The following is a 25,632-nucleotide window of genomic DNA, read 5'->3' on the forward strand; positions in this document are numbered from 1 at the left end:
AGCCCTCACCCTGTGACGAGTCAGGACCCCGACCCCGGGACGGACGAGCCCCCTGCTCCCATCGCCGCCCCGAGCCGCGAGGGTGGAGAGCCGATCTTTGCGCGCGGCGGCGTCCGCTGCACCCTGGGCTTCAACGTGCGCAGGTCCGACACCTACTACTTCCTCACCACGGGCGCCTGCGCCAGAGTGGGTCTGAAGATCTACGCCGATCCGGCGCTGACCGTCGAACTCGGCACTGTCGTCGCGGTCACCAATACCGCCACTGGCCTCGTCCGCTATGTCAAGCCCCACGTGGAGAGGCCCGGCAGTGTGCGGACGCTCACGGGATCCGTGGACGTCACCGCGGCGCGCAGACCGGAAGTCAGCCGGCGGATCTGCCGCACCAGCCGCGTCACCGGCATGAGGTGCGGCACTGTGACGGCGCGTGACCAGGATGTGCGCTTCGGAGAAGGGGCGATAGGCGGCCTGGTGAGGACGTCCATTTGCGCCAAGCCCGGCGAGCCCCTGGGGACGCCCTACTTCTCCGGCACCTTCGCGCTCGGCTTGCGAATCGGCGCCGACGGAAGTTGCGCCGGCGGCGGATCGTCCCTCGTGCAGCCGGTCGACGAAGTCCTCAGCGCTTTCGGCGTCAAAATCTACTGAACCTCCGCCGTCGTCATGTTGTGCCAGCGACGCCGGCGGTGGTTCCGCACCTGGTACAGCGGCCATGGCTGGAGGAGACGTGGCTGGGGTGACGGTGACCACGAGCAGTGCGGACCACGATGCCCGCCCTGGAGGTGGGCCTGTGTCGATCGAAGTGCTTGCCGGACGCAAGGGCGTCCAGCCGGTGGAGTCTCGCCCCGCCACGCCACGTCCTGCCAACGATTGGTGGATTGCGGCAAGCTGTGTGGCGCGTGGCCTGCCCCTGGCGACTCTTGACCTCAAGGACTGCGAGCACTACTCCGGACGCCAAGACCCAACCCGGTGAGATGGGCGTTTAGCTAGTCTCGCCCCAAACCGAGGGCTGTGCCGTCGCTGTTGGTAACGACGGAGTTGTGGCCGATGGCGGTGCCGTCCGACGCGAGTACGGCGGGGTCGTGGCTGGTGGCGGTGCCGTACTCGATCGCCGTGCTGAACGCGGCGAGCACGGCCAGCAGCATGCCTAGGGTGAGCAATCGTATTCTGCGCTGCCTGCGACTTCTTCCTGACCGGGGACCGGTGGTCAGCGTACTCGGCGGCATCATCACCGCGGAAACGCGCATCCTCATCGGGACTCTCCTCTGTCCGACGTGTGAACCGTCCGCTACTACATAGGCGTGTGGGTTACACCCCGCCGGTGTCGGGCTGAGGCGATCTTGAGCTTGTGTCGCGGCGTTGTGAACGCCAACGGTGGGCGGAGAGCCTTCCCATTGTCCCGGTATTGCTCCTGCCCTGGCACCGTGACCTCGTCGCGCGCAATAGACCGAGCGGCGCCGTCAGAGCACAGGTCGGTCCGCCCGTGCCGGGTGGGCGATCCAAGTGGGGACGGTGTGAGAGATCCTGGCCCCTGCTGGGCTGCTCCCGCACACGTGATCACCGCTGGGAGCGCCTGCTCGATAGAGACGGCGTCGCTCAGCGGCTGCACGTGCTGGTGTTCGCGGCCCAGGCGCAATCGCAGTAGCGCTCCGATTATCCTCGGGCTCGATCAGTCACCACAAGCGAAGTAGCCGTCACAATCTGTCGTTGTAGTAGTAGTGGTGTGGTCCCAGTGAGGGCCCTCTCCGGGAGTATCAGTGGAGAGCGTCAGCGGTGGGGTGCTTGTGAGCACAGGCAAAGCGCTCGATCTCGGCGGCGTCGGCCTTCTTGGAGATGAGGGCGAGGATGTGCGAGTGCTCGACCACGGAACGATGGGCGCTGCTGGAGACGTAGGTGAAGGTCGAGCGGCGCATGTGATCCAGGAGAGTCCACTGTTCTTCGAGTAGGGAGCGCAGGCGTGCGTCCGGGCAGTGCCGGTAGATGGAGAAGTGGAACTCGCGGTTCAGTGCGGTGAAGGCCGTGGGGTCGAACTCCACCAGCGCCTCCACCATACGGTCGTTGATCTCGCGGGACGCGGAGATCTCCGCGGCCGTCATGTGCGGCGCGGACGCGGCGGTGGCGTAGCCCTCAAGGCGGGCCAGTATCTGCAGCGTGTGCTCCGCCTGCTCGGCGTCGAAGACCGCGACACGGGCGCCGACGTTGCGCACGACCTTGACCAGCCCGTCGGACTCCAGCCGGCGCACCGCCTCGCGCAGCGGGATCGTGCTGACCCCGATCTCTCGGGCGAGTTCCTTGGCGACCAGCCGGTACCCAGGTACGTACGTGCCGTCCAGGATGCGCGACCGCAGTAGCCCGTAGCAGAACTCGGCCTTGCTCTCTTTGTGCGGGCCCGGCCCCTTCGCGGTACTCACCGGGTTCTCCTCGTCTCCGCCTCAAGGCCCGGTCGCATCGTCGATCGCCGCTTCAACACGGCCAGGACGGCGCCACGAGTCGACGTCCTGACTACCCGGTTCGAGGTGTCTCCGTCATGGACGACGAAGACGGGAGGGATCGTCATGTCGCGCAGGTGCCCATGAACGGGCGTCGGATCCCCGGCGCGGAGCACGAGGCGCGGTGCGAGATCGTTTCACGCGCGCCCGACGTCGGTGGCGCTCCCGCTCCGCCGGGACTGATGTGCTCGCCCAGAGCTCTGGACGGTGCGTCCTCAGGGAGGACGCCTGGGGACGCGAACCTGAAGATCATACACATCTCCCTAGATGATTTCACATACGATTTCCAATATTACTCGATGGTCGTGAGCCTACTCCGTCTCCCCTCCGGCCGGATGGACCGTTCGAACCCAAACGATATGACCGTTCGAACCCAAACGATTTTGGCGCTGTACCTGCTCGTTTGGGTCTTGCGTGAACTCTGGACACGGTCAACCAGATACGATTAACTACACAAAATCGGATATGATTTTAGGTGGGAGTCGTTTGTGTCCTAACGGCATCGGAGTGACGCCGCCTCGTCCCGTGCTCTACCGCTCGGAGGCTCGGTTCCGTGCCCCGGGCTGGGCTTGCCGCGGGATCATGGTCGTGGACGGTGGGCCGCGGTGAGATCACGCCGATTGGCGCCGGCTCACGGCGTTGCTCGGCTGATCGGCCGCCGGTAGTGGGCGCGGTCATCGTCGTGGCTCCGCCGTGTGGAGGCCGGCACGGAACGCTCTGCCGCGAGTTCCTGGATCGGACCCTGATCGTCGGTGAACGGCACCTGGCCCTGATGCTGAGCGAGTCCAGTCTGGTCACTGTTACAGCAATATCGTGGTAGATACGAGAGTGTCGGCATTTTATCGATGCTGGCTTTGTGTGCGACTGCCCTCACGGTAACGGGGATTTCCTGTGCCCACGACGGATGATCTCGCATGCGATGCGCCTGTAACCCCGGGTGTGCAGTTCTCCTTGGTCGTTGAACGTGCTGCCGGAGATCTTGCTACCTCCCCCCAGTGCGACATACCCCCACATATGGGACGTTGTGTCAGGACTTAGTTCAAAGTCGTGAATATTGGGTGATTTGCCAGCCGCAGTCTACTCATGGTGACCGGATCGGGCCGAACAGTTGTCACCCGTGGCCTCTCGTGGAAAAATCAGGCTATCGCTCGTTTGCTGTTTCTGCTAGCAGAGTGCTGAATTCTGTCGTGTAGTGACATATGGCTTCGGGGGCCTATCTGGTGGCTGATATCGATGCTCTGAAAAAGAAATACTTTGTTCAGCCCGACGATACAGATCCCCCTTCAGAGCCGTTACCAGCCACCTTCGCCGGCTGCCGGGTCACCCCGCTGATCGACGGCGCCGCCTACTTCGCCGACCTCGCCGCGCAGATCGCAGCCCTGGGGCAGGGGACGGCGAGCGAGAACAGCGGCCAGTTCCTCTATATCGCCGGCTGGTGGCTTCATCTGATGGGCGGCAAGGTCAACCCCGCCCCCAGCTCGCAGGGCGCCTCGACCGGGCCTTCGATCGGGCTGGAGAAGCCGTTCTCGCTCGACGGTCCCGGAGCCCCGAATCACCTGGTCGACCTGCTGAAGGCCAAAGCGGGGGCCGGAGTCGATGTCCGCGTCCTGGGCTGGATTTCGTTTTCCGTCATGGCTGACTATTTCGTTCTGACGCCGGCGATCCAGTCGGGGGCGGCCAGTATTCGCGATGTCAACGTCGGCACCATGGCCTCGATCCGCGAGTTGCGCAAGGCGCCCGGTCTTGCGGACAGGACGTGCCTGAACATCATCTCGCACTCCGCGGGCGCGGTGCATACCAAGATGGTGCTCGTCGGTAGTGGCGGCAGCGCCATCGGCTACACCGGAGGGCTTGATCTGGTAGGCGACCGTCACGGCGCCCAACCGCACCCCGCCTCGCAATGGCACGACGTGCAGGCGAAGGTCGAGGGCCCGGCGGTGCAGGCGATGTACGACCTCTATCGGAGCATGTGGAATGAGGTCAAGGCGCGAAAGGTCAGGTCTTTTCGCTACGCCGACGAGAAGATCGCCAGCCACACAGCCACCACGCCCGCCGTGCCGGCGCGCACCCTGCCGACCACGCCGGTAGGCAAACATCATGTTCAGTCGCTGCGCACCGTGCCGCGTTTCAACTACACGACCTTCAACATCCTGCCCGAGAACGAGAAGATCTCCTTCGCTCCCAGTGGTCTGTTCGAGGTGCGCTCCGCCTGGTTCAACGCCGTCCTCACCGCTGAGCGGTATGTCTACATCGAGGACCAGGGATTCTGGTCGGTAGAAGTGATGATCTGGCTGAACCACGCCCTCAAGGCTCGCGACGATCTCAAGGTGATCCTGGTGACCGGGATCACCGACCCGAACGATCCGCACTTCCCTCCGTACGCCAACGTCGCGCTGTACAGGGGTCTGCTCCACGATTTGAACGATCAGCAGCGCAAACGGGTGCGGGCGTTCAGCCGCAACCTGATCGTGCACACCAAGAGCACGATCGTCGACGACCACTGGGCGATCATCGGCTCGGCCAATGCCTTCCGGCGCAGTCTCTACAGCGACATCGAGCACGCGGTGGGACTGCTCGACGAGGACGACGTGCTGGTGCAGCAGTACCGGGTGCGGCTCTGGAGCGACCACTTCGGCCTGCTCGGCTCGGCCGACCAGCAGAAGATCGCTGACATCGACAAGGCACTCAACGTCTGGGACGGCACCTGGGGCGCACCGGGCAGCGGGGTCAGCCTGCCGCCGACCCTCACCCCCATTCCGCTCCCCACCACGGAGACGGTCCTCAGTAGCCGGGATCAGGACAAATACGACCGTTACGCCGACGTCGACTCGCGCGAGGCGTGGGGGGGTTGCCTGCCATGAGCACGATGTTCGTGACCCTCAACGAGTTTCTCGGCAGCAAATGGCCGGCCTTCCTGCCCAAGCCACCCGACCCCGCCGTGCTCGACCATGTCTGGATCGAGCCGCCGCAGACCACCGCCAAGCCCGGCGAGGTCAATCTCACCACCCGCCTGCTCTTCGAGCAGGAACTCGTGCTGGGGCTGCCCGGTCTTGACGCGGTGAGCCTGGTGCTGGCCCCCACCAGCGGCGACGGAGCGTCCGCCGAGCTGGGCCTTGAGATCGACGTGCTGCCGCAGACGGTGCTGCGGGTGACCGACGCACCCGTCGCGCTGCGCTTCGGTCCGAAGCTGTTGCGTCCTATGCGCAAAGTGACGAGCGGCGGTGACGCAGGCTACGAGCCCGACCCCGGGCGCCCCTTCGTCCAGCTCGCGGTGCCAAAGCTCAGCGTGAGGGCCAGCAAGGACGGCATCGGCTTCGATGCGCCTTTCACCGCTCAGCTGCCCTATCCAGTGCTGATCGGCGACACCGGGGTGGTGATCGACGGCGCCGCGGTCAGCTTCCACCGCGCGGGCGGCAAAGCGTGCCTGGTGCTGCAGTGGAGGGAGGGCGGCCTCAACGGCCTACTCGGCCGGCTCATCCCCAACCTGGGCGACCGTAGCCCGGCAGGCGACCAGCAGGTCACCCTGCGCCTGATCATCGGCGACGGCCTCGAAGAGCTACGCCTCGACTGGCAGGCGGCCGCCCCAGGCGCCGCTTTCGCGCTCCCCGGCCTCAGCGTGGCCGTGCCGGCCTCCAGCCGCTTCTCCTTGTTGCTGATGCGCCAGGGCGCGAGCCTCGGCCGCGCCGCCTTCGTCGTCACCCTGACGGGGGCCGACCCGGTGACGGCGGGCAGCACTTTCGCCTGGGGCCGCGACGGGGACCGCGAGCTGCACAACGACGAGCCGCCCCAACCGCCCGGCAAGCCACTCTTCAGCGTCACGCTCAAACCGACGGGCGGGCCGCGCAGTCTGGTGCTGCTCGACGTCACGCTCGGCGCTCCGAAGCTGCCCGGCTTCTTCCGTGAGCTCAGCACGCCGCTCACCCCGCTCAAGCTTGACGATCCAGCCGCCCTCTGCACGCCCGTGACCTTCGACCCGGTGGATCTCCAGGAGGGCTGGAGCGCCCAGCTGAGCGTCAACATCGACGCGGCCGGCGGAGCGTTCACCCTGCCATTCCTCAAACAGGGCCAGGGGCAGGACGCACAGTTCCTACAGCTCTATACACCTACGCCGCTCACCGGGCTGCCGATCACTCTGCCGCAGGGAGAGGTCAGCTTCGACATCGGGGTACGGCTGCGCGTACTGAGTCTGAGCTTCGACCTGCTGTGCCGCCTGACGTTCAACCTCAGCACCTTCGCCCTCAAGGTCGACCACGACCAGGGGATCGAGCTGCGCACCTCGGAGGCCGAGCGCGAGTTCCCCGACCTGTTCGGGCTGCGCTGGCGCTTCAAGGGCAAGGAGCTGGGCGACAAGACCTTTCACTACTTCACCATCGCCACGAAGGGCTACCACTACCAGATCCAGCAGCCAGAAGGGGCTGTGCTGGAGCTCGACTTCACGCGGGCCAGCGAGGAGCCGATCACCTTCAGCGTGCGGGACTTCGCCCTCACGCCCAAGGGCGTCAACCTCGCCGCGACCGTCACCGACCGGCCGGCCCGGCTCAACGGCCTGCGCACGCGCTTCCGCTTCACCGACAGCGGCTTCGTGATCCGCGAGAACCGCATCGCCGACTTCACCATCGCGGGTTCGGGGCCGCTGCCGCCCGACCTCGTGGGCGACGCCACGGCCGACATCGCCCTACAGTTCGCCCAGCGTGAAGGCGGCAACCTGACCCTGGTGCAGGGCGCCGCGAACCTGCGCGGCGTCAAGCTGCTCGACTGCAAGGGCACGCGCTTCCAGTTCTCAGTCGACGCACTGGGCCTGCGATTCGTCGACGACGGCGCCTTCCACCTCTACTTCACCGTCACAGGCTCCGCCCAGTTCGTCCTGGCCCCTGGCGATGACGCCGATGGGCCGCTGGCTCTGCTCGGCAAGACCCGTATCGACCTCGTCCAATGCCCGCTCACCGGCGACGCCCGGGTGATCGGCAAGCATGTGAAGTTCCTGATCGAGCTCCCCAAGCCCAAGTCGTTCAACTTCCTCGGCTGCTTCGAGATGGAGCTGCGCGCCATCGGCTTCGTGCCGCAGTGCGAGTTCTTCGGCGGCGACGGAGCCATGCAGGTGACCGGCCAGCTCAAGTTCGCCCAGGGCCCAGGCGACACGCCGGACTCGCGGCCCGACTACCACGAGCTGTTCATCGGCCTGCCGCTGCCGGGTGAGTTCCTGCCGCGCATCCACTTCACGCGCCTGGCGGTGAACCTGGCCATCGGCGCCGCCTTCCGGCTCATCGGTGCGGTCGACTTCGTCGACGAGCCCGACCAGACCGGGCTGATCGGCGAGGGGCTGGTCGAGATCCAGGGCCTGCCCGCCATCGCGGCCAGCTTCGGCTTCCTGCGCGTGCGCCGCGGCGCCGGCTCGCCATGGCTGCGTGCGTGGTTCCTGTACCTGGAGATTCGCCAGGTCAGCTTCATGATCCCGGTCATCCAGATCTACCTGCGCGAAATCGGCATGGGCTTCGGCTACCGCTTCACCATCGCCGCCATCAAGGCCGCCGACGCCGAGAACGATGTCAGAAAGCTGCTCAAGACCCTGCAAGAACTGTCACGCACGCAGGGGGATCTGTCCAAGCGCGACCGCTGGGCGGTGGACCTGGAGGAGGCCGGCCAGGACCCACGCTGGACGATCGTGCTGCGGGCGATGATCTCGCAGACCTCGGCCTCGCCCTCGCCCCTGCGCTACGAGGCCCTCGCCGAGGCCGACATCGCCTGCGTCTTCCTCGTCGACGCGATCATCGCCTTCCGCAGCGACCTGACGTTCTTCATGTCGGTGCGCGGCTGGTTCAACACCAACTACGCCGACTACGTCAACAACACGGACGGCGCCCGCGAGAACCCCATCCTGAGCGGCTTCGTGCTGCTCTCGCCGCGCCAGAAACGTTTCCTGGCCCACATCTACAAGCCCGAGGGCGGCAAACCGGGCAACCATCCGCCGCTGCCCGACTTCGTCCGCGACGCGATCGCCGACAGCCGCTTCTCGGCCACGCTGCTGATCGAGCCTGGCCTGTTCCACTACGAGCTTGGTTGGCCCAACATGCTGCGTTGGCACACCAAGCTCGGTCCACTGGCCGTGGAGATCGAAGGCGGATTCATCTTCCGCGTCTCGACCACGGAGATGGTGCTCGGGACGAGTTTCCTGGCCCGCGGCAGGCTTGAGCTGAGCGCCGGTGTGGACCTCGGGCTGGTCGGCATGCGGATCAGCGCGACCGCGCGGGTGGCCTTCGGAGCGCGCTACATCGGCGTGATCGACTTCCGCGACCCCACGAACAACTCGGCCGTCTACGGCGCGATCGGGCTGGAGGTGCAGGTCGCCTTCGCCATCGAGTTCTGGATCAAGATCCCGCTGGTCTTCACCACCATCAAGCTCTCGTTCAGCTTCAGCCTGGAGATCACGTTCAGCGCCGGTCTCGAGATCGGCGTCAAGGGGCTGAGCGTGCCCGGCGTCCGCGGCGTCGGCACCGTCGGCGTCTCATGCTGCGGCCACAGCCTCCAGGCCAATGTCAAGGTGGCGTTTGAAGAGAAGAACGTGCAGGCCGCCCTCGACCGGACCAAGGAGTTCCTGTCGCTGGGGCTGGAGGCCACCGAGGTCGAGCCGGTGCCGGGCACCGAGGGCGCGCTGGGCGCCGCGCCGGCCTTCGCGCGCCGGCTGACCCCGCCCCGCCCGGCCCTGCCCCCGCGCGCCGTCGCGCCCCTGCTCGGCGAGGCGGCGTCGGCCCGGACCGACGGCGAGGTGTTCCATGTACCCGGCTACGTCGTCTTCGTACTGCGCGACTCGCCGAGCTGGGACACCGAGCACAAGATCTACTTCGTGCTGCTGCCGCAGGGGGAACGGCTGCACCGGGATGCGCAGGGCCAACTCGAACTCGACGAGGAAGGCTTCCCGGTGGCGGAGCCCGAGCTGGGCTTCTTGCCGCCGCCCCCCGCCGAGGGCACCACGCCAGGGAAGGACTTCGCCCTGCGTGTGCCGAAGCCGGCGGCCGGCGAGAGCTACACACTCCTGCACTTTGAGCCCCTGCCCAATCTGCGTTTGGTCGATGTGAGCGGCGCGGTCGCCGCCGGCCAGCCGATCACCTGGGGAGTGAACTGGGCCGCGCGGCTCTACGCCGACGGTTCCGCCGAGCGCCGCGTCGTGAACCAGACCACGGGGAAACCAGGTGCCCCCGCGCCTTTGAACGACGGGCTCAGCCTGGCACAACACCTCGCCAACGCCTTCAAACAGCACTACTCCGGCGGGGAAGAGGGCGGCCGCCCGGTCGGCGACCCCGGCGCACTGCCCGGCTACCGTCCCCCGGTCAGCGACCCGCGAGTGCAGAACCCCTCCGACAGCTCTTTCGAAGCGGCTGTGCGCGGAGCCTTCGAGCAGTTCGGCGGGTCGCCCTTCCTCAAGCACGACCCCCAGGAGCTCTACGAGCAACTGCTGGAGTCGGCCTTCAGCCCGCGCACGACGATCTACGCCGCCGACGGCGCCGCCCAGGAGGACGGCGATCCCGGCGCTGTCAGCGAGGCCCAGGCCAACCAGCAGGCCCACCAGCTGCGGGGCGTGATCATCCACGACATCATCTCCGATCTCCGCGCATTCCACGCCGAGAGCAGCCAGACCGCGCGCGACAAGCTGGTCGCCGGCTCACTGGCCTTCCAGATGGGGCTGGTGTTCGCGGTGAGAACCGCCGACAACCGCCGTCCCGCCTGGCTCGATCAGGTGGCGACGGGCCTGGACGCCCAGCCGTCGATCAGCCAGCGCGAGCGACCCGAGGCGACCGAGCCCGGCCCGACGAGCGAGGGCGTGCGCACCTTCAACGTCGCCCAGACCCAGTTCAACCTGTTCCCACCCCAGTTCGAGCAGGTGCGACAGCACAGCGACGCGAGCACGATCGCCCTCACCTGGGAGCTGAGCTGGCGGCGTCAGGCCATGCCGGGGACGAGCCGGGCCCAGAACATCCCCGACCATCACCTGGCCCATTACCTCGTGCGCAGGCGCGCCCTCGACGGTGACGAGGCCGAACGCACCACCACGGTGAAGCCGGTCACGGTGCTGCACCGCCACACGACCGACGTCGCCGGGGCCGAAGGGGCGGACCAGGCCACGCCGACCGACACCCTCTCGCTGCTCCAGCCGCGCTTCCAGGTGGTCGACCACTTTCCCGACACGGCGAGCGACCGCGCCGCCCTGCCGCGCGAGGGCCGCAGCTATGTCTACACGATCACCCCTGTCGACTTCGCCGGGAGCTCCGGGCGCCCACTGACCCTGATCGCGACGCGCTACCCGAACACCCCTCCCGTGGTGCCGGTGGACGGCGATCTCACGGTGAGCTACAGCATCGCCCCGTCCGACCTCGAACCGGCGGGAAGCGCGGCGACCCCCCAGGTGATGTCGCCCCGCCAGGTCTACGTCGAGTGGAGCGAGCCGGCCGTCCAGAACGGCCCCACGGTACCGATCCGCACCTACCGGCTGATCTTCCGTCGCGAGAGCACCGTGCCGATCGGCTCCTACGGCCTGGACAGCACGACGCAGCGCGGGCGCACCACCGGCCTGCCGACGTCGAACGCCCGCCCGCTGCCCACCGACGTCAAGATCGACCTTGAGCACGTCTTCGGGCCGCCCGGTGCGCGCGGGGCGGTGATCCCGGTCGCCACTCTGCGCGAACGGGGCGTGCTGCCCGACGGCGCGTGGCGTCCCGAGGCGTGGCGGGTCTTCTTCCAGACGATCTCTGACCGTGATGTGCCCTCGGCCCTGGCGCCGGTGCAGCTCATGCTCGCCGCCGAAGCGGTGGCCGCGCCGCCCGCGTCCCCCGCGCCGACCGACCACATCGAGCACTCGGGCGCACCGCGTGAGGAACGCCGCCCGGCCGAGCTGGAGTGGCTGCCGCGCCCGACCGGTTTCGCCGTCGTGCGGCCCGAGGACGAACGGGCGGAGCCGGGCGTGGCCCACGCGCCGATGCCGCTCCAGAGCATCGAGCAATCCGACGCGGAGACGGCCGGCCCGGCCCCGTTCATCTTCACCGGCGCCATCGGCACGATCGTCGGGTTCCGGCCGCATCCCCTGGGTATCCGGGCGATCCGCTTCCGCTGGAACCAGGGGCCGAGCGGCGATGCCGCCTACCCTCTCGAACTGAACGCCGGCTACCGGTTGTACGAGTTGAACATCGACGCGGCCACCACTGACACCTTCGCCAGCCCTGCCCGGCTCGCCGAGGAACTGCGGCTACTGCAAGAGGTCCAGATGCTCCCGGCCGACGACCTGCCGCTCGTGCCCGGCGACACGTTGAACATCAGCCAGTGGGAAGCCTGGTATCCCGGCGCCGTCCAGCGTCGCCGCCGGCCCGACCCGTCCGCCCAGGGTGTCCAGGACGAGCGCGGGCCCTGGTACTCCTGGCAGGACTCTTACCTGGAGTGGCCAGAGTGGAAGGGTGTCACCCAGCCCGGCGGGAAGCGTGGGACCGCGCTGCACCCGCTGCTCGAACGCCTGGTGGAGCGGCTGCGCGGGATGCGCCCCGGCAGCAGCACCGACCCACAGGGGCGGGTATCGGCGGGCTACGCCGCTGCCGTGCAGGTCAGCCCGCCGACGTTGCCCAACAACCTGGCCGACTTCCTCGCCAGCTGTCCGCCTGGCGTGGACCGCTATGGCTGGGGTGCGCTCCAACGCCTCGGACTGGCGGTGACCTTCAGCCTCCACGACCCTGTCACGGGCGCCCTGCGCGGCCCGAAGCTACTTGCTCTGCTCCAGGGACTATTCGCGCAGCTCGGGCAGGACGAGGTCACCCCCGACCCCGACCCCGACGCCGCGGCCTTCGCCGCCTTCCGCCGTCACCTCCACGTCGAACTGCTGTTTCAACCGGGGCGCGGCGTCCAGCTCGGCGAGCGGTCGGCCGAGGGCGACGACCTGCTGGCCCTGGTCCAGATCAGCCTGCGGCCCATCGTGCGGCAGCGGCAGCGCTACCACGCCGTCACCATCAGCGGGCGCTCGAACGCCGATGTCGACGTCCGCTTCACGCTCACCGCGCCTTGCAGCCTGGTCGACCAGCCCGACAGCGGGACGGGCCAGCTGGAGCTTGAGCCGCAGCAAGCTCCGATCACCCGCACGATCAGGCTGCCGCTCAACGGCGAGGCGGCCCTGCTGCTGCGCGGAGCGACTCTTCCCGCGACGATCGAGGTGCGTCCGTCGGCCAGGCTGAGCGTGGATCCCCAGCCGTTCGACGCGGCGGTCGCGCCCCTGCTGAACTACGACCCGGCCCGCAAGCTGCTCAGTGCCAGCACCATGCTCAGCGCCGACCAGATCAAGCTGCTGCGTCCCTCCGTCGCCCCGGCAGACCTCCAGGCCGTGGAGAACCTGGCCGGAACGGTGCGGAGCGAGGACTTCGGCCCGACCGACGAGCGCACCCACCACTTCACCGTCGCGACCGACGCGCTGGCCAAGCTGTTCGCGGCCGCGGCCGACAGCCCGCCCGAGCACGTCCAATGGCTGCGGCTCAAGTACTACCTGGAGACGCTGAACAGTAACGACCCCAAGGTGCCGGACACCAGCAGGGTCACCCTCCCTACCGGCGAGGCCGAGATCGCCCAGGCACTGCCTGACGTGCTGGCCTGGACGGCACGCTTCTTCGACGCCAGTGGCGCGGTGTACGTGGGGCAGGGCGGGCTGGCCGAGACGGGCGCCGGGCCCTGGGTGGCCACGGCCTACCCCCGCGCGGGATCGCCCGCGGTGGCCACGCCCGACGCAGGCGGGCGCCTGACCTACACCCAGCTGCTTGAGGACCGCTGGGCACACACGCTGCGCTACTACTTCCAGCCCTACGGCCGCTACGACCTGCTCTGGCAGAGCCTGCGCCGCTCGCCCACGCTCTTCCCCGGCCGCGCCGCCGCCGAGACCGACACCCCGGTCGTGGAGGTGGACCCGGCCGCGGGCGGGCTCGACGTCGTGATCGAGCGTACGCAGGCGGTCGACGCTCCGCTCATCCTCAGCTCGCGCCGGCTCGACGAGGCGGCCACGCCGGCTCACCCGCCGGCGCCCGGCGCGATCTGGGAGGTGATCGTCGCCCAGCATCACGAGCAGTCCTTGGCCGAGCACAACCAGACCCTTGCCCGCCAGCTCGCCTTCCGCCAGCTCGCCTTCAGCCTGCTGCGTCGCTTCGGGTACACGAGCTGGTACCACTGGGTGCGTGGCTTCGCGCGGGACCACCAGCGCGAGCTGCCCGTGCGCCTCGTCGAGGGCGAGTACCCACCCGTCCCGGACGGCCTGCCGAACCGGCCGGACCATCTCATCCTCGACGGCACGGCCGATCAGGACGAGCTGCGAGGGCTTGACCTCCCCGAGCGTGTCGGCGACTTCTCGCAGGGCGTCCTCGCCCTCCAGTGGCGGGCCTTGCCGTTCTATTACGAACATCGTCTGCTGGTGATCGCCCAGACCGACAGCACCGTCTCGCAGATCAACAGCGTGACCCAGCGCGACCTGACCTACCGCTCGCCCGTGCCGCACGCCACCGTGAGCGGCACGGACATCGTGTGGCGCCGGCTGCCGCCCTTCCCCGCCGAGATCCCCGCCGATGCCCAGCTCCAGCAGGACACCCGCGTACGCACCGTTACCATCCCGCTGCGCCCGCTCTGGGACAGCCTGCCCAATGACGCCCAGCTGCGCTGGCCCGGCGAGAAGCCCGACCCGGCGACCGGCGAGGCGACGGCGCGCAAGCTCAGCGCCCTGCCCGACCCCGAGGTGGTCTACCAGATCGTCGAGCTGTTCAGCGGCAACATCGAGGTGCAGGCCGAGTGCTTCTTCGACCCGGTCGCCACGAAGTTCGCCCATCGCCAGCTCGGCAAGCGCTTCCTGGTGGCGCAGACCGCGCTGAGGCCCCCGACGGGCGCTCTCGACGCCTTCCCGCTGACGGTCGATCTGGTCCAGGTGAGCGAGGAGCAACTGGGCACCGGCTACTCCACGGCGAACCTGCCGCTCGACACGCGCAACCGGGTGGCCATCGACGAGCACGGGCGGCTGTTGCTCGCCGGGGTGATGACGAGGGGCGACCGCGACGCCCTGGTCGGGCTGGTGAACGGAACGGACGCAGCGAAGATCCGGCAGCTGTTCGAGAGCTGGTATGCCACCGAGCCGGTGAGCGCCCCCGCCGAGGACCTGCCCAGCCGACTGGAAGCGCTGATCGACTTCCTGCCCACGCAGACCTTGGCCCTGGTCTGGGAGGGTCCCTCGGACGCCGCCGCGGGAGACCTGCAGCGGCTTCCCGGCGACAGCGCCTTCACCGGGGCGATCGCGCAGATCATCGCCCAGGCCGCGGGCGCGGCTCCGGACGCCGGTACCCGCGTGGAGATCCCCGTCGGGCCTGAGCAGATCCCTGACGAACTCCAGGACAAGGTCGAACTCGCACGCAACGCACCGGGCACGCAGTACACCCACATCGGCTGGAGCGGCGCGATGAGCAGTGCGGACGCCGCCGCTCTGCGGCGCTGGGCCCGATTCCCCGAGTTCGCCCAGGCCGTGGAGAAGCTGATCGTCGCAGTGCGCGACGCCAGTGCGAGCGACGCGCCGACGTCTTCGGTCACGGTCCCCTTCCTCGTCGCGGTACGCCCCACCCAGGCAGGGCTGAGCGGCACCCTCGCCGAGAAGCTGCTGCTCGGCGCCGTACTGATGCGCTACCACGGCATGATGCGAGCGGACGATCCGGCCGCGCTGCTGCCGTCCTACCCCGGGCGGCCCGACCAGCTCGCTCTCCGGCGCCTCCACCGCGCGAGCCAGGGCAGCGGAATGCGCGGGCGATCCCTGGTGATCCGTGCCCGCCGCGGCAGCGCCACCCCGAGCGAGCCGCAACCGATCGAGCCGCAACCGATCGAGCCGGCGGACGTGTAGGCGGAACGGCCTTTGACGGCGGCCCCCGAGGCCATGAGCGGATCAGGAGCAGCAGATGGCCAAACTCCCCGAGCTGCCGAAGCTGAGAATCGCGGGCCCCTTCTGGGCAGCCGAGGCCGAGGTGATCCGGCTGGCCGATCCAGCCACCAACCTCGCGTTTCGCACCCTGTTCGTGGACACGACGCCGCGCCAGGCGGCCGGCGAGGACAACGTGCTACTGCCGGGCACCCTGCTGGCACTGGTCTACGTCACCAGCGTCACGATCAGCCCGACCAACGGCAGTGCGCCGCAGTACGTGTGGAAGCGCAGCGGCAACAAGCCCGACGGCAAGCTCTCGCCCCAGGCGATCCGAACCGCGATCACCGCAGGCACTGCCAGCTTGCTGCTGCTACAGGCTCCGGCCGACGGCTGGCCCAAGGGCCCGATCGGCAAGCTGCCCACCTTCACCTGCCTTGGCGGCGAGATCATCCTCGATCCGATGACCGCCCAGAGCAGCGCCACTCAAAAGCTGTACACCGCGCTGGGGATCGAGCCGGCGCCGATCACACAGCGCACCGGCTCCGCCCGCCTGCTCGGCGCCCTCGCCGTCCACGCCGGCGGCCTCTCGGCCTTCGGCCGGATCCGCTTGCTCTGGGACAGCGCGCCGGTCGCAGCCGTGTTCCAGCTCGCCCGCGTCGTCCCCGACCCCGAGCCCACGGCGGGGGCGGGGGTGCGCGGTTTCCGGATGACGATCGAGGTTGAGCGGCTGACGGAGAGCGAGCGAGCAGCGATCATCGACTCCTGGCGGCGCCTCAACCGCTTCCTCAACCCGAACAACCCGCTGAATGGCCTGGTCGAGCCGCAGCCCGTGCCGGAGTGGGCCACCCTGGAGCTCGCCAACCCCCTCGCCGTCCCACGCCTCTTCTGGGAGATCGCGCCCTGGCAGGAGCAGCCCGGCACCCGCCCGATCAGCTTTGCGGGTGACGAGTTCAGCGTGCTGCTCAGCGACCGCCAGCCCTACGACCCGGCCGCCCAGCCGGACACGCTCGCCCGGATCACGCCCGCCGGCGCGCGCCTGGCCGCCGACGGCACGAAACTGCGGGTGGAGCTGAAGGCCGGGCGACAGCCCGCCGGTTCCACCGGCACGCTCGGCTACCAGGCCGGCCGCGACAACGCAGGCTGGAACGAGCGGATCACCCTCGCCGCCACCACGCTCGCCTTCGACCCGAACGAGGCCGCGCGCCGGCTCCGCGCCACCTTGCAGGTGCCCGAACCGTCCTGGAGCAGGCCGGCACAAGGCGACCCCCAGCCCATCACCCCGGCCGTGCTGTGGGGATTCACGCCGCTGGACGACGGCTGGGCCCAGCTCCCGCTGCCCAACCTGTCCGAGCAGATCTACCTCGACTCGGGCGTGGCCCGGGAGGAGCCCGACCCGGCGCCCGACAACCTGCTGCGCGGCGCCGTCAGCTACGGCAACGACGACCCGGGCGAGCGCGGCCAGGTTCCCGGCGAGCAGCCCTGGAGCCTCACCCTCGCCGCGGCCCAGCGCATGACCGCCACCTGGGTGCTCGGCCCGAGCGGCCCGGAGTACCGGCTCCAGTCGGCCGAGCTTGCGCTGGACGCGCCCGAGGTGGCGCTCAACGGCCTGTTCTGGCTGAGCACCGAAGCACCCACCGTGGCCGACGCCCTGCCCGGCTTCGACGACTGGATCGGCGGCCTGGCGACCCTACCTCTGCGCACCGTCACCGGACGCGAGCTGTTCGCGCCCCTCGTGCGGCTCGCCTTCGAGACGATCAGCTTCGCGTGGCGAAGCAAGCCCGTCCCCTCGGCCGACCTCGGCGCCTGGGCCTTCCAGTACGGCATCGACCCGGCGCTGCTGCGTGCCCTGGTGGACCGTCGCGTCCTGCCGTCCGACACCATCGGCGCCGCCCGGCCTCTCGTCTGGCGTCGCCACCCGGCTCTGCCGATGGTGCAGGCCCTCGCGCTCACCCAGAGCCTCAGCCCGCCCAACGTGCCGACCGCCAGCCGGCAGCTCGTACCGTTCGAGCTACCCGTGACTCGCCAGGACGGTATGGACCTGCCGGCCGGTTGGCGCTTCCTGGCGGCGGGTGCCGCGGGCTGGCCGCGCCACGGCGGCGGTCTCCTGCCCGCCCGCGAATGGCTCGGTACGGACGAGGCGAAGCTGTACGACCTCCCGCTGACGGCGCTCTCACTGCCCGGCCTGGTGCTCGACCCGCGCCCCGACGGCGAACCGCCGCAGAGCGACTCCGTGCTCGGCCTGCCCATTCAGTACCGCTACGACCTGCCCTACACGGACGAGGTCCACGCTCTGGCCCAGCTTCCCAAGATCCCCAAAGACCCCCGCGAAAGCTCGCCGCTGCCCGACACGGCCCGGCCCGAACCACCGCGTCCGCTCACCCGCGCGGACTACGCCGCCCACTGGCGGCGCCTCGCTGAACGTGCCAGCCTCGCCGCAGCCGACAGCGTGGCCGCCTTCGCCCGCCAGGACGGCCAGACCGTGCTCCGCCACCTGGCCTCGATTCACACCTGGCCGGTCCGCGCCACGCTCGTCCTTGACAGCTATCCCGGTCAGCTTCGCCTGGACAATGCCGACCCTGCCCCAAGCGCCCCTCTGACGCTGACGCGCGAGGCGGCCCTCTCCGGAATCGACGGTGACTTCGCCGACGGGGCGGGCGGCCTGCGTCGCCTGCCTGCGGACGCGCCGGCGGACTCGGCCCAGTACGAGTTGACGGCCGGAAGCATGGCCACCGGCCTCGTCGGCGACGCCGGCTACGCCGACCAGCGCGGCCTGGTGCGCGGCGCGAGCCTGCCCGCGTCCCACCTGATCAGGACCCCGCTGAGCCACCCCACTGCGGGCGATGTGCAGCTCACCACCACCCGCCTGCCGCTCACCCTCGGCCACGGCACGGAGACCTGGCAGCTCTGGTTCCGCGACCTGCCGGCTCAGGGCTCCACCTTCAGCAAGGCCTCCGCTCGCTCGCCCAAGGCCGTCGAGCTCGATCTCGACAGCAACGACCCCGAGGCGCGCAGCAGCGACTACGAGCATCGCACCGGGTACGAGTGGCGCCTGCGCCCGCAGGGTGATGATCCTGACGGGCCCCCGCCCGGCCTCGACCTGTTCGGCCTGCACTTCTTCCCGCTGGTGCTCGACCGCGTGGTCTTCGCCGGCGATGGCGTGGCCACGGTCGAGGTGATCGGGCGGCTGCAACTCCCGGTGGCCGGCTCCGACGACGAGCAGACCGATCTGACCAACTGCGTGCGGCTGACCTTCTCCGGCGGCGGCACCGAGCTGACCCTCAGCGCCGTCAGCCTCGACGGCGGCACGCTGGAGTGGCCGCTGGCCGTCTCCGCCGGTGAAGCCGGCGACGCGCCGCGGCTGCGTGTCGGCGGCATCGCGCTGGCACCCGGTGCCGCCGGGCTGACCGTCGGGCAGGTGCGGTTGCATTTCCACCTGTTCCAGGTGGAGTGGGCGGTCGGCCTGCCGCCGATCAGCTTCCCCGACCCCGCGACGCCGCCCTTCACCCTGCCCGGCGCGACCAGCCCTGATCCGATCGTGCCGCAGCGGGTCGCCCTCGGCCTCGATCTGGCAGGTGGCAAGCACACCCTGAACCTCACCCTCGCCGTGCGGATCGGCAGGCCGCCGACAGGTCTGCAGGCTCTGTACCGTTTCGACGAGGGTGGCGGCACCATCGTCCACGACTCCTCCGGCGTCGGTGAGCCGCTGCATCTGAGCGCGGCCACGTCCCCAGGCATGAGCTGGAGCACGAACGGCCTGACCCTCACCAAACCCACGCTCATACGCTCGGGCGCCCCCGCCACGAAGCTGAACGCCGCGGCGAAGGCGAGCAACGAGATCAGTATCGAGGCATGGGTGAAGCCCGTCGCAGGCCTGCTGACGAGCGGGCAGTTCGACATCCTCACCGTCTCGTCCGACGCAGGGCACCGGAACGTGACCCTCCAGCAGCGCAAGGGGCTGCTCGATTCGTCCTTCGCGGACGTGTGGCTGCGCACCACCAGCACCAACGATGAGGGCGCCCCTGACCTGGCCACCCCGGCCGGCTCGCTCAGCGGCTCTCTGACCCACCTGGCCTACACGCGCTCCGCCGACGGCCGAGCGCGGATCTACGTCAACGGGCAGCTCAAGGCCGAGCACAACGTGGGCGGGAGCCTGGCCGCCTGGAGCGACCAGTTCGAACTGGCCCTCGGCGACGAGATGACGGGCGACCGGGCCTGGCTGGGCACCTACCGCATGGTCGCCCTCTACAACCGTGCCCTTACCACCGAGGAGGTGTTGGCGCGCTTCAGTTCGGGTCCGGCGACGGCGCCCCCCGCGACCAGAGGGGAGGCTCTCGCGGCCGCGCTGACCTTCAACCTGATGGCGCAGGGAGCGGATCGTTTCACGCTCGACGCCGCGAACCTCTTCGGCGACCTCACCCTCGCCGTCACACTGCCCGACGGCTCGCCCGCGGCCCTGGCCGACGACACGACGCTGCAGTTCAGCTGGAACGGCTACAGTGCCCCGCAGCCCGAGGGCCTCCAGCTGCTACCGGGCATGCGCCTGGCCGACGCCCGGACGCCCGGCCTGGGCGAGCGTGCCGCCCCGGGATTCGCGACGGTGACGTTCCGCGCCACCGCCCAGCCAGACGGTCTGCCGAAGCTGCCCCTGACCGGCGCCTTCGTGGAGGCCCTGCTCGTAGCCCACTGGGGGCGCTCGCTGCACGACGCTGGTCCGAGCCGAAGCGCCGGTGCGGCGGAGCTGTACGGCTCCTCAGCCGGCGACCTCATGGTCGGCTACACCTCGCGCCTGCGGGGCTCGGACTGGCAGGAGAGCTTCCTGCTCAACGGGATGCTGACCGCGACGAATCTGGTCTCCTGGCCGCGGCAGCTCAACTACGACGCGGGCACCGCACGCATCACTCTACCGGCGGCCCGCGTCGCCGGGGCCCCACCCCTGACCCATCTGCGCCACACGATCAGGGTGCTGCTGAACCAGCACGAGCTGCCCGGCTCCGTCCTGACCGGTGCCGAGGGCCCGCTGCTGTTCACCTTCGCCCAGGGCCAGAGCTGGCAGCCCCTGGCCCTGGTCGAGCACCAGCTCGTCGAGGTGACGCCGGCGGCCGACGGGAGCGGCGGGACCCTCGGCAAGGAGGCCCGCTGGACGGCCGTGCAGGAGGTGCGCCTGCTCACCCCCCGGCGCGCCGCGCAGTTCCTGCGAGCCATGGCCGCCCTGGAGACCACCGACCCCGTCGAGGGTGTCAGCCCGCTCGGCAACGTGAGTGCCGGCTACCTGGGCGCCGGCCTGTCGGCCCTGCTGGCCGATTCGGGTGCGGCGCTCGACGCGCTGCCTCGGGACACACTGCTCGTCGAGGCGAGCGCCCACCACCTGATCAGGCTCATGGCCGTCGCCGAGAGTACGGCCACCACGCTTCAGTTCCTCCCGACCGGCAGCCAGGGCGCCCTGCTCAGCAGCCCGGCGGACTACGCGCCCAGCGACCCGACCGACCCGCGCTGGCTGTTGCTGAGCATGCCCTTCCTGGGCCGGCTGCAGGACACGGCCCGTGACCTGGCCCAGCCGGCCGCCGGGCAGCCCAGCCCGCTGCAAGTAGATCCGCTGTTGCTCATCGCCCGGCTCCGCGCCGCCGCCCCCACCACCGCCCTGCCCGCTCTGGTTCTCTCCCTCTGCGGCTGGGCCGACAGCGCCCCCCTGGCCGTCACCTTCGCCGGCCTGGACACCGTGGTCGGCCGCAGCTTCGCCCGGCTCGACCCGTTGGCCCTGGAGGAAAGCTGGTTCCGGGCTCAGAATCCGCCCCCCGAGCCGCAGGATGAGCTGCTGCAAAGCGTCCTCGCGGCCCTCCCTGAGACGCCGGCTCGGCTCAGCCGTCCGGTCGCCCTGCGCCAAGCCTTCGACCCGCGCCGCCGCTTCTACCCGCCCCAGCAAGACGACCAGCCGGCGCCGGCCGAACCCTCGCCCTACGCCGACCCTGTCTGGCGCGAGGACGGGCTGCTGCTGACCCAGGCCGTGAGCACCCTGGCGCCGACCAACAAGCCGCCCTACGGCTGGACGCTCGCCGCCGCGCTCATGGCGAGCAGCGGGTTGCTCAGCCAGCCTCCCGCCGACGGCCACGACCTTCGCCGCTATCCCGCGGCAACCCTCATCCCCGCGCCCCTGGCACTCGATGGGGCCGACAACCCGCGCCCACTGAGCATCGTGGTCAGCCCGTACCTGGGACTCCAGTGGCGGCCGGCCCCAACGGTGCCTGAGGGCGGTCCTTCGCCGCTGCAACCCCGGCTGCTGCTGGCTGAGCTGCTCTGCCTCGCACCCAGCACCGTGCGCCTACAGCCCGTCGCGAACCGCATGTGGAGCGTGCAGCCTGACACCCCCGAGCTGGCCGATGAGAGCCAACTGCGCGCCCAAGCCCAGGGCTGGGCCGTCCAGTCCCAGCGCCTCCTGGCGCCGGAGTCGCCGATCGCGGTGCTGCGCTACCGGATCATCAGCGACAACACCCGTCCAGACAGCATGGGGGAGGCAGCCCTGACCACGGGCTACGCGTTCGCCCTGGTCCGGGTGACGACGGCGTCACCACTGGCAAAGCGGCTGTTCCGCATCCGCCCGGAACTCGCTGCTCTGCGCTACCGCGAGGGTCAGTGCACTATCGCGGCGATCCCCGCGAGCCCCCACGACTTCGAACTCGCGCCGCCACAGACGGCCGGGGTACAGCCGTTCTACCTCACACAGCGCCCCGTGCGCGGGGACCTGCCCGCGTGGCCCTGGGGTCTCAGCGCGCTGCGCGTCAGTGTGCACTACACCAAGGGGCAGCAGGGCGTCGTCGGCCTGGCAACCCCCGGTGCGGAGGGCCAGACGCTCTGGTGGCAGACCGTCCAACGTACGGTGCAGTTCCGCTCGGCGCTGCACACCGACCGGCCGACCGGTGGCCTGCCACGGCGGTTCCGTGCGCCAGCCGTCCGCAGCCTGCTCCCGGCACCGCCCGACCCGCCACTGCCCGCGCTGACCGGGCCGGTGTTCGATCAGCCCGACCTCCCCAAGCCGGACGACGAGCAGCCGGGGATTCCCGAAGGGCTGGCCCTGGAGCGCTGGCAGCCGGTCCTGCCCGGCGGGTTGCACTACCTGGTGAGCGGTGCACGTGCCGGTGTGTTCGTCACGTTGCGCAACCACGTCCTGCGTCAGAGCGGCATCACCCTGACCGGAGAGCGCCCGCGCCCGGACGGCCTGGCCATGCTTTCCGGCGGCCTCCCGGTAGAGCACCGAGCCCCGCGCCCGGTACCGCTGCCGGCCAACGTTGATGGCCGGCAGGACGTCGCGCTGCGCACCTGGGCGAGCCATTTCGACCCCGAGAAGCTGGCTCTGGTCACGTCATCCCCGGCCGACGAGGCCTTCCGCGCCGGCTTCGACGACCCACCGGAGAATCCGACCTACCGGCAGAGCGCCCAGCGTCTGCGGCTGCAACTGGCCGCTGTCGAACGTTACACGCTGGACGTGGGCTGGGACGGAGTCCTGACCTTCGTCTACCGGATCGACGGCAGCATCACACTGCTCGGCGGGCAGCAGCCGGAGACGCCGGAGACCGGCATCCGCGACTGGGTTCTGGGGCTGGAACTCGTAGGCGCCGGGCGGGTCACAGCGCTCCAGGACATCACGCCCCCGACGCTGGTGCTCACACCGGCCCTGCGGGCCCAGCTCGGTGCGGTCGGCGTGCCCCTGCCGGGGCCGGAGGTCGACACTGTCGAGACGGCGAAGCTCGCGATCTGCCAGTTCGGGCTTCCCAGCGACGCGAAGCCCCGCGCCGACCGGGCCCGCGAGCTGATCGCCGGCATGCCGCCCGGCGCGACGATTCATGCTCGCGTCAAAGCGCAGTTCGCCCCCCACCAGCGCGGAGCGGAGCCGTATCACGACGGCTACAGCCATGTGTTGCAATTCCCGCTCCGCGTGGCCGACCCGAGCGCACCGTACCTGCCCCTCGTCCCGCGCTTCGTCCATTTTGAGGATCCTGAGTACAACCGGCGGCTTGCCTCACCTTCCGCCCACGCCAGCGTCTCGGTGCAGTTCCCCCAGCAGCAGGCAGGCGGCACAAGCCCGCAGCGCGCCATCACCCTCTCCGCTGAGCGCCGGGAGTGTAACCCGGACGGCACGTTGGCCTTGCGCTTCGACTGGGACGAACCGCCCCCGGGCAACCCGAAGGTCACGCTGACGCTCCAGAGGATCGATCTGGATCAGACCCCACGCGACCTGGCGAACCCGAATGCTGCTGCGGGCGGGCCACAAGGACTCGACCCGGGGAAGCTCCATGAGCTCTCGTTGACGGCGATCCAGAATCTGAACAGCCCCTTCACCCCTGGCGAGCGGCTGCGGCTCGTCCTGCACGTCGAATCGGGCCCGGTGAAGCCGGCCGTGGTGCAGTTGGACATCACCATCGTCGAGGCTCCGGTGATCCCCACGACGGAAGCGGCGTACGCGCTGCTGCGCAGGCAAGCGGTCGGCGACCGCACGTACGTCGAGTGTCCGCGTTTCGCCTGGGGCCCGGAAGCGCAACGGGTCGAGCTCGTGAACCCGGCCGACCTGCGCACGGAGGTGGTGCGCCGGCGCGCGGTGTTCCGGTTCACCGACTCGACCCGCCCCGACCGCCAGGACGTCTACGCCATCCAGAAGATCAGTCAGACCGGATCAACCCACATTCCGCTGAATACCGAACCGCACGTCAAGCCCCACTGAGCACGTCCTCAGGAGGGGTGGTCCGCGACCAGCGGGGTGTCGACGCCGATCACGCCGTACGCCTGGGCGCCGCCCGGGTTCCCCACGGGCTCCGCGCGTCCCGGCAGCGTCGCTTCGAAGAAGGTGCGCGAGTCATCGAGGTGCACCCTCAGTTCCGGGTCCTTGCGAGCTTTCCGGTCGACGAAGATGGCGCTGACCGGGCACTCGACCTCACAGGCTCCGCAATCGATGCACTCGTCGGGATTGATGTAGCTCTTGCGGTCGCCCTCGTAGATGCAGTCGACGGGGCACACGTCGACACAGGAACGATCCAGGACGTCGATGCAGTCCGAGCCGATGACGTAGCTCATGCTGATCCTCTCGTGAAGGGGCGGTTCGGGACTCAGACACCGTCGGTCGAGTGGCCCGGGAACAGGGTGAGGTCAGGGTCGAGATCGACCGCGACGTGGTTCATCGCGGTCGCCACCTCGCCGAAGCCGACCGACATGAGCTTGACCTTGCCGTCGTAGCCGGTCAGGTCCCCGGCCGCGTACACGCGAGGAAGGTTGGTGCGCATGCTCCGGTCGACCGTCACGGATCTGCCCTTGAGCTCCAGGCCCCAGTCGCGAAGCGGCCCGAGGTCGCTGATGAATCCGAGCGCCGCGATCACGTGATCGGCCGCGACGACGGTCTCGTCGCCGTTCCTGCCGCGAAGGGTGACCTTGGCGAGGGTTCCGGACTCCAGGTCACCGTCGAGGCGGACGACCTCGGTATCGACATGGATGGAGGTCGAACCGGCGCGGACCCTCGCGAGAGTGGCCGCGTGTCCTCGGAACGCCGCCCGCCGATGGACGAGGGTGACGCTGCGGGCGATCGAGCCGAGCGCGTCCGCCCAGTCCAGCGCGGAATCGCCGCCCCCGACGATGACGACGTCACGGTCGGTGTGAACGGCGGGGTCGACCACGAAGTAGGACAGGGCGGTGCCGGCCCATTCGTCACCGCAGGGCAGCGGACGAGGGGTGGGCGTCCCGATGCCGGCCGTGAGCACGACGGCGCGCGCCCGGACGACGGTGCCGTCGTCCAGAGTGACGACGGGCTCGCCGTCGGAGTGCGTGAGGCGGACTGCCTGCCGACCGAGGAGGTAGGTCGGGTCGAACGCCGCCGCCTGAGCCTCCAGCGCGCTCACGAAGTCGCGACCCCGGATCGCGGGGATCGCGGCGACATCGCGGATCTCCTTCTCCGGGTACAGCGCCGTGACCTGGCCTCCGAGCGCAGGGAGTACGTCGACCACCACCGTGGACAGGCCCCGGAATCCCGCGTAGTAGGCGCCGTACAGCCCGGTCGGGCCCGCCCCGACGATCAGAACGTCGGTGCTGATGGATGGCGGTGCGGCCATGACCTGCCTCCAGTTGGGGGACGTGGTTCCTTCGCCGGAATGTAGGAAATCCGTGGCCACTTGGCGCCCCGGGCGGACCGCTGAGCGAACCCGGAGCCGATTTCGGCTGAGGGAAGATCCGGACCCGGTTCGCCAGGCGAACCACGCGCCTTGCCGAGGGGTT

Annotated in this window: 8 protein-coding genes; 4 read left to right on the top strand and 4 right to left on the bottom strand. The window is 69.6% G+C overall.

Annotation, left to right across the window (positions count from 1 at the left end; translation table 11 throughout):
- Nucleotides 1-12 precede the first annotated feature (12 nt).
- Complete coding sequence (locus AMA02S_RS20310) at nt 13-642, top strand: S1 family peptidase (RefSeq protein ID WP_067460946.1); 630 nt, start codon at nt 13-15, stop codon at nt 640-642.
- A gap of 338 nt (nt 643-980) precedes the next feature.
- Here the strand turns inward: AMA02S_RS20310 and AMA02S_RS42000 are convergent, their stop codons facing one another.
- Nucleotides 981-1,154 carry a hypothetical protein gene (locus tag AMA02S_RS42000; protein WP_157430741.1) on the bottom strand — a complete coding sequence of 58 codons (174 nt, stop codon included), beginning with the start codon at nt 1,152-1,154 and terminating at the stop codon, nt 981-983.
- 594 nt (nt 1,155-1,748) lie between these two features.
- A complete protein-coding gene (locus tag AMA02S_RS20315) occupies nt 1,749-2,405 on the bottom strand; it encodes a GntR family transcriptional regulator (RefSeq protein WP_067460947.1) in 657 nt (218 codons plus the stop codon).
- A gap of 1,298 nt (nt 2,406-3,703) precedes the next feature.
- Between AMA02S_RS20315 and AMA02S_RS20320 the strand changes: the two genes are divergently transcribed.
- From AMA02S_RS20320 to AMA02S_RS20330, 3 genes are read left to right on the top strand one after another with little or no spacing between them, the layout of a single operon-like run.
- Nucleotides 3,704-5,344 (top strand): phospholipase D family protein, encoded by a 1,641-nt coding sequence (locus AMA02S_RS20320; protein WP_169806862.1) that lies wholly within the window; start codon nt 3,704-3,706, stop codon nt 5,342-5,344.
- On the top strand, nt 5,341-15,366 hold the full coding sequence (locus AMA02S_RS20325; protein WP_157430742.1) for a hypothetical protein: 10,026 nt from the start codon (nt 5,341-5,343) through the stop codon (nt 15,364-15,366). Before AMA02S_RS20320 ends, AMA02S_RS20325 begins: the two co-directional genes overlap by 4 nt.
- A 55-nt stretch (nt 15,367-15,421) precedes the next feature.
- The gene (locus AMA02S_RS20330; protein WP_067460950.1) at nt 15,422-24,094 is read left to right on the top strand and encodes a LamG domain-containing protein; all 8,673 of its coding nucleotides are present in this window, start codon (nt 15,422-15,424) and stop codon (nt 24,092-24,094) included.
- An 8-nt stretch (nt 24,095-24,102) separates the two neighbouring features.
- Here AMA02S_RS20330 and fdxA read toward each other — a convergent pair whose 3' ends face one another.
- Together fdxA and AMA02S_RS20340 are read right to left on the bottom strand one after the other, a co-directional pair.
- Nucleotides 24,103-24,444, bottom strand: coding sequence for a ferredoxin (gene fdxA, locus AMA02S_RS20335; protein ID WP_067460951.1), 342 nt, complete (start codon nt 24,442-24,444; stop codon nt 24,103-24,105).
- A 32-nt stretch (nt 24,445-24,476) separates the two neighbouring features.
- Complete coding sequence (locus AMA02S_RS20340; RefSeq protein WP_067460952.1) at nt 24,477-25,469, bottom strand: NAD(P)/FAD-dependent oxidoreductase; 993 nt, start codon at nt 25,467-25,469, stop codon at nt 24,477-24,479.
- Nucleotides 25,470-25,632 lie beyond the last annotated feature (163 nt).

The sequence above is a fragment of the Actinomadura macra NBRC 14102 genome, from assembly GCF_001552215.1.
Classification (GTDB): domain Bacteria; phylum Actinomycetota; class Actinomycetes; order Streptosporangiales; family Streptosporangiaceae; genus Spirillospora; species Spirillospora macra.